Annotated in this window: 1 protein-coding gene; it reads right to left on the bottom strand. The window is 44.7% G+C overall.

Annotated features, from left to right (window positions below; translation table 11 throughout):
- Window positions 1-295: coiled-coil domain-containing protein (locus tag PZH32_RS13250; protein ID WP_428994056.1), on the bottom strand; the 295-nt coding region annotated here is incomplete at both ends.

Here is a 295-nt window from a genome sequence, read left to right as displayed (position 1 = left end):
CAACCAGCATATCCCGGTCATAAGAAGACAGCTTTGCCACATACTCGGCTTTATTCAGCAGATCTGTGATCGAACTGCTCGTCATCATCATTTCCAGAAACTGTGTATTACCGCCTTCATAAAGATAACGGATCCGCTTTTTCATGCTGTCGTACTGATCATCTTCCGCAATCTGAGCCTGAATCAATTCATTTTCCGCATCGGAGATTTCATCCTCCTTGGCGGTCAGATGCTCCTGCGTCTCATTCATTTTCTTAATGATCTCATCCAGTTTCTCCGACAGCGTCTTCTTTTC

This window comes from Adlercreutzia equolifaciens (assembly GCF_029076695.1).
In the GTDB taxonomy this organism is placed as follows: domain Bacteria; phylum Actinomycetota; class Coriobacteriia; order Coriobacteriales; family Eggerthellaceae; genus Adlercreutzia; species Adlercreutzia equolifaciens_A.
This window is presented reverse-complemented; position numbering and strand designations above follow the sequence as displayed.